Annotated in this window: 5 protein-coding genes; 3 read left to right on the plus strand and 2 right to left on the minus strand. The window is 59.1% G+C overall.

Features of this window, described 5'->3' with window-relative positions; translation table 11 throughout:
* Both ACLD9W_RS11890 and ACLD9W_RS11895 read left to right on the plus strand, forming a co-directional pair.
* The coding region (locus tag ACLD9W_RS11890; RefSeq protein ID WP_410842215.1) for a hypothetical protein at window positions 1-233 on the plus strand (233 nt) is incomplete at its 5' end.
* Window positions 234-356: 123 nt separating this feature from the next.
* Window positions 357-1421, plus strand: coding sequence for a 2,3-butanediol dehydrogenase (locus ACLD9W_RS11895; RefSeq protein WP_410842216.1), 1065 nt, complete (start codon window positions 357-359; stop codon window positions 1419-1421).
* Window positions 1422-1877: 456 nt separating this feature from the next.
* On the opposite strand, the gene ACLD9W_RS11900 is transcribed toward ACLD9W_RS11895, so the two are convergent.
* Entirely contained in the window at window positions 1878-2426 is a 549-nt protein-coding gene (locus tag ACLD9W_RS11900; RefSeq protein WP_410842217.1) for a FixH family protein, read from the minus strand.
* Between the two features lie 2 nt (window positions 2427-2428).
* Complete coding sequence (ccoG, locus tag ACLD9W_RS11905) at window positions 2429-3994, minus strand: cytochrome c oxidase accessory protein CcoG (protein WP_410842218.1); 1566 nt, start codon at window positions 3992-3994, stop codon at window positions 2429-2431.
* 234 nt (window positions 3995-4228) lie between these two features.
* On the opposite strand from ccoG, the gene hemA reads away from it, so the two are divergent.
* The gene (hemA, locus tag ACLD9W_RS11910; RefSeq protein WP_410842219.1) at window positions 4229-5488 is read left to right on the plus strand and encodes a glutamyl-tRNA reductase; all 1260 of its coding nucleotides are present in this window, start codon (window positions 4229-4231) and stop codon (window positions 5486-5488) included.
* Window positions 5489-5803: the final 315 nt, after the last annotated feature.

Consider the following 5803-nt stretch of genomic DNA (forward strand, 5'->3'; position numbering starts at 1 on the left):
CAGACGGCCACAATCTTTCAGACGGCCACAATCTTTCAGACGGCCACAATCTTTCAGACGGCCACAATCTTTCAGACGGCCACAATCTTTCAGACGGCCACAACATTCAGACGGCCACAACTTTTCAGATACCGCAGTTCAGTCGGCTGCATTCGGCCGCTGCATCTGCACGGCCGTTTTGCAAAAAAATCTTTCGTGCCGCCGCTCTCTCCAAAGCACGGCGGCGGGAGTAGAATACTGCCGAAACAAACGTTTCACTGCCGGTTCGGGCTGTCCGGCAGACCTTCCGCTCCGCGGCCGCGCCTGCCCGCACAACCTGCCCGATTTTCTTCCTACCTCAAATAAGGAGCAGACTCATGAAAGCAGCACGTTTCTACGACAAAGGCGACATCCGCATCGAAGACATCCCCGAGCCTACCGTCGCGCCCGGCACGGTCGGCATCAAAGTGGCTTGGTGCGGCATCTGCGGCACGGATTTGCACGAATTTATGGAAGGCCCGATTTTCATCCCGCCCTGCGGCCATCCGCACCCGATTTCCGGCGAATCGGCGCCGGTAACCATGGGACATGAATTTTCCGGCGTGGTCTATGCCGTGGGCGAAGGCGTGAACGACATTAAGGTCGGCCAGCACGTTGTGGTCGAACCCTATATCGTGCACGACGATACCCCCACCGGCCCGGGCAGCAACTACCACCTGTCCAAAGACATGAACTTCATCGGCCTGGGCGGCTGCGGCGGCGGTTTGTCGGAAAAAATCGCCGTCAAACGCCGCTGGGTGCACCCGATTTCCGACAAAATCCCGCTTGACCAAGCCGCGCTGATCGAGCCCTTGGCCGTCGGCCACCACGCCTATGTCCGCAGCGGCGCGAAAGCGGGCGACGTGGCACTCGTGGGCGGCGCGGGCCCCATCGGCCTGCTGCTGGCTGCGGTACTTAAAGCCAAAGGCATCAAAGTCATCATCACCGAGTTGAGCAAGGCGCGCAAAGACAAAGCCCGCGAATCGGGCGTGGCCGACTTTATCCTCGACCCCACCGAAGTGGATGTGGTTGCCGAAGTGAAAAAGCTTACCAATGGCGAAGGCGTGGACGTGGCTTTCGAGTGCACCAGCGTCAACAAAGTGATGGACACACTGATCGAAGCCTGCAAACCCACCGCCAAAATGGTCATTGTCTCCATCTGGAGCCATCCGGCCACGATTAACGTGCACAGCGTGGTGATGAAAGAATTGGACGTGCGCGGCACCATCGCCTACTGCAACGACCATCAGGAAACCATCAAATTGGTGGAAGAAGGCAAAATCAACCTCGAACCTTTCATCACCCAGCGCATCAAACTCGACGAACTGATTTCGGAAGGCTTCGAGCGGCTGATTCATAATAATGAATCAGCAGTGAAGATTATCGTCAATCCGAATCTGTAAGCCGTTTAATTTGAATGCAGAAAGGCCGTCTGAAATATTTTCAGACGGCCTTTTATAGTCAGGCAGGGTTTGGAAACCCGACATTTTCCATGCTGTTAAAACTTTGTCCGGTCTCGCTCCAAGTCGCCGATGTGTTCCGTCATTCCCGCGTAGGTGGGAATCTTGTCTGAGCCGTAACACACGGTAGTGAAACCATGCGTCCGTAACCGATAAAAGATTCCCGCCTGCGCGGGAGTTGACGGCGGTTTGAGCTTTCAGACGGCCTCTTGCCGCAATGCCGAATGTCAATCCCCTAGGGGCTGTTGATAATCAGCTTGCGAGACGGTTCTTGAGTGAAAAATGGCCGAATGCAAGGAAAAAAGCACGGCAAGATTAGACACCTTGCGAGCATTTTTGACGCGGCAGGCGGGTATTTTTTGCCAAAAACACCGCCGCAACGCTGATTGTCAACACACCCTAGCGCTGCTGCGCCGCGTTGGTGAGGTTTTTCACCGGGGCGAGGCTGACCGAGCCGCCCTGGCCGGTAATCCATTTGTTTTCCACGCGCCAGATGCGGGCGGTGTCTTCGAGGCGGACGTACCAGTGTTGGGTAGGGGGCAGGGTGGCGAAGCGGCCGGTAAATTCGGTTTTGTCGCCCGAGGGCGGTGCGGCGGATTTTTGCAGGACGATGCTTTGGTCGAATTCTTTTTTCGCCGGATGCATCAGGGTCAGTTTGACGGGCACGCTGTTTTCGAAGCGGCCGGAAAGGTAGACGCGCACGGCGCTGCCGTCGGGGCTGATGAGCACTTGGGCGTTGATGCCGCGTTCGATGGCGGCGGTGTCGCGCTTGATGTCGAGGTCGATGTGTTTGCCGTCTTTGTAGTAGTCGTCGCTGACAAGATCGGAGCTGTTGCTGGCGGCCAGCCAGAGGGTGACGAAGGCGGCAACGACGACGATGGCGGGGCCGGACATCAGCAGCCACGGCCAGGGTTCTTTGTACCAGGGTTTGGGGGTTTGCCCGTTCACGGTCATTCTCCGATGAAGTTGGATTTTTCGGTGATGGTGCGGCCTTCGGCACTGCCGTCTTCGCGGTAGGTGAAGGTGAATTCGATGGGGTGGCTGCCTTTGTCGGCGTATTCGGGGATGGTGGAAACCTGCACGGGGATGGTGAGGGTTTCGCGGCCGCCGACTTTGACGCCGCCTTCGGGCAGACCGGTGAGGGCGATGTCGTCGAAGCCGGTAACGGCGGCGGTGACGGTCTGCTCTTTTTCGCTGTTGTTGATGATGCGCAGGTTGTAGGCGTTTTCCAGCCAGCCTTTGCTGTTTTCGCGCACCATCACGCCCCTGTCTTTGATGATGTCGACGCGCAGGGTCTGGCGGGTGGCCACGCCGACGAGGAAGGCGGTGACGGCCGCGGCCAGGACGGCGCCGTAGCCGATAACGCGCGGGCGCAGCAGTTGTTTTTTGATGTCTTTGTCGCCGTATTTGTGTTCGAGGACGTTTTCGGTGGTGTAGCGGATGAGGCCGCGCGGATAGCCCATTTTGTCCATGATGTCGTCGCAGGCGTCGATGCAGGCGGCGCAGCCGATGCATTCGTATTGCAGGCCGTCGCGGATGTCGATGCCGACGGGGCAGACCTGCACGCACATGGTGCAGTTGATGCAGTCGCCCAAGTCGGTTTCGTCGCGGCCGACGTTTTTCTTGCGCGCGCCGCGCGGCTCGCCGCGCTCGGTGTCGTAGGAGATGACCAGGGTGTCGGGGTCGAACATCGCGCTTTGGAAGCGGGCGTAGGGACACATGTGTTTGCACACCTGTTCGCGCATCTGGTGGGCAAACAGCCAGGTGACGAAGCCGTAGAAGGCGGCAGCAAAGAGGGCGCCGCCGCCCGCCTGTCCGTTGAAGAGGGCGGGCACGAAGTCGCGGATGGGGGTAAACCAGCCGGCAAAGGTGATGCCCGTCCAGGCGCAGACAGCGAAAATCAGCAGGTATTTGCTGAGCTTGATGCGGATTTTGCGCGCGTTCCACGGCTCTTTGTCGAGTTTCATGCGCTTGTTGCGGTCGCCTTCGACGAAGTGGTCTATCCACAGCATGATTTCGGTGTACACGGTTTGTGGGCAGGCGTAGCCGCACCACAGGCGTCCGGCCACGGTTGTCCACCAAAACAGGCCGAAGGCGCAGATAATCAGGAGCAGGGCGAGGTAAATCAGGTCGGCCATGCCGAAGGAGAGGTTGAAGATGAAGAAGTGGCGGTTGGGAATGTCGAACAGCACGGCCTGCCGCCCCGACCAGTTGAACCACGGGATGCAGTAGAACACAAACTGGGTGGCGAGGATGGCGGCGATGCGCAGCTTGGCAAAACGGCCTTCGGCCTTTTTCGGATGGATGCGCTTGCCGGATTCGTAGAGCTTGATTACCTGCTCTTTGGGCTTGCCCGCCGCTTTGGCTTTCGCGGTGGGTTTGGCTTTTGCGTCGGCCGCGTCGTTGATTTTGATGGCGGGCTTGGCTTTGGCTGCTCCCGACGGTGTGGCGATTTCGGGGTTTGAACCGCCTTCCGGTTCGGGGTTGGCGGCGTCGTTTTTCTGCTGTTCGGCCATGGCGGTGTTCCTTTGGATTGTGGTTTGCGGTTTGTTTATAACTTGAAATTATAGGCTTATAGCGGCGCGGGATTATACGCCCTTATCCCGCGGACTGTTTTGCGCAGAAAGACCTTTTATGGCCCTCATACACTATTTCAATCCCGCCGTTTGTGCGCGTTCATATTGCGTTTTCATGAATAAAGGCCGTCTGAATTTGCTATAATGCGCCGTTTTTTCATCCCGTCTTCCGCCATGCAGCTGACCGTTATCGGACTGAACCACCAAACCGCGCCTTTGGGCATCCGCGAGAAACTGGCGTTTTCCGCCGATGTGCTGCCCGAAGCGCTTGCCGGTCTGACCGACAGCGGCGCCGCGCGCGAAGCCGTCATTCTCTCCACCTGCAACCGCACCGAACTCTATTGCGTCGGCGATGCCGAAGCCGTCACCGGCTGGCTGGCCGCAGAGCGCGCCCTCAGCCCCGAAGAAATCCGCCCCTATCTCTACACCTACGGTTGCAGCGACACCGTCCGCCACGCCTTCCGCGTTGCCTGCGGGCTCGACAGCATGGTGCTGGGCGAGCCGCAAATCCTCGGCCAGCTCAAAGACGCCGTGCAAACCGCGCAGGAGCAAAACACCCTCGGCAGCTGGCTCAACGCCCTGTTCCAAAAAACATTCTCCGTTGCCAAAGAAATCCGCAGCGGCACGGCCGTGGGCGAGCAGTCGGTTTCCATGGCCGCCGCTTCGGTGAAAATGGCCGCCCAGATATTCCCCGACGTCGGCAAACTCAACGTCCTCTTTATCGGCGCTGGCGAAATGATCGAACTCGTCGCCACCTACTTCGCTGCCGAAAACCCGCGCCTGATGACCGTTGCCAACCGCACCCTCGCGCGCGCCGAAGAATTGTGCGGCAAACTCGGCATCCACGCCGAACCCTGCCTCTTGGCCGACATCCCCGACATCCTCCACCGCTACGACGTCGTTATCTCCTCCACCGCCAGCCCCCTGCCCGTCGTCGGCAAAGGCATGGTCGAAAACGCCCTCAAACTGCGTAACCAAATGCCCGTCTTCATGCTCGATCTGGCCGTGCCGCGCGACATCGAAGCCCAAATCGCCGAACTCGATGATGTCTACCTCTACACCGTCGACGACATGGCCGGAGTCGTACAGAGCGGCCGCGAAGCGCGGCAGAAAGCCGCGGCGCAGGCAGAGGCCATGGTGGGGCAGAAAGTTGCCGAATTTCTCGAATGGCAGAAAAGCCGCGAAAACGTCCCCCTAATCCGCGCCCTGCGCGACGAAGGCGAACGCGCCCGCCGCCACGTCCTCGAAAATGCCATGAAACAGCTCGCCAAAGGCGCCTCGCCCGAAGAAGTGCTCGAACGTCTCTCCGTCCAGCTCACCAACAAACTCCTGCACTCGCCCACCCACACCCTGTCCAAAGGCGGCGGCGACAGCGGCCTCGTCGATGCCGTGGCGCAGATTTACCACCTGACCCACCCCGAACGCAAAAGCTGAACCCGCGCCGCCACAAGGCCGTCTGAAAAACGCCGCTTCGACAGAAGCGGCGTTTTTCAGACGGCCACCGTTTTTCAGACGGCCACCGTTTTTCAGACGGCCACCGTTTTTCAGACGGCCACCGTTTTTCAGACGGCCACCGTTTTTCAGACGGCCACCGTTTTTCAGACGGCCACCGTTTTTCAGACGGCCACCGTTTTTCAGACGGCCACCGTTTTTCAGACGGCCACCGTTTTTCAGACGGCCACCGTTTTTCAGACGGCCACCGTTTTTCAGACGGCCACCGTTTTTCAGACGGCCACCGTTTTTCAGACG

Origin of the sequence: Neisseria sp. WLZKY-1, from assembly GCF_046546535.1 — a bacterium.
GTDB lineage: Bacteria > Pseudomonadota > Gammaproteobacteria > Burkholderiales > Neisseriaceae > Neisseria.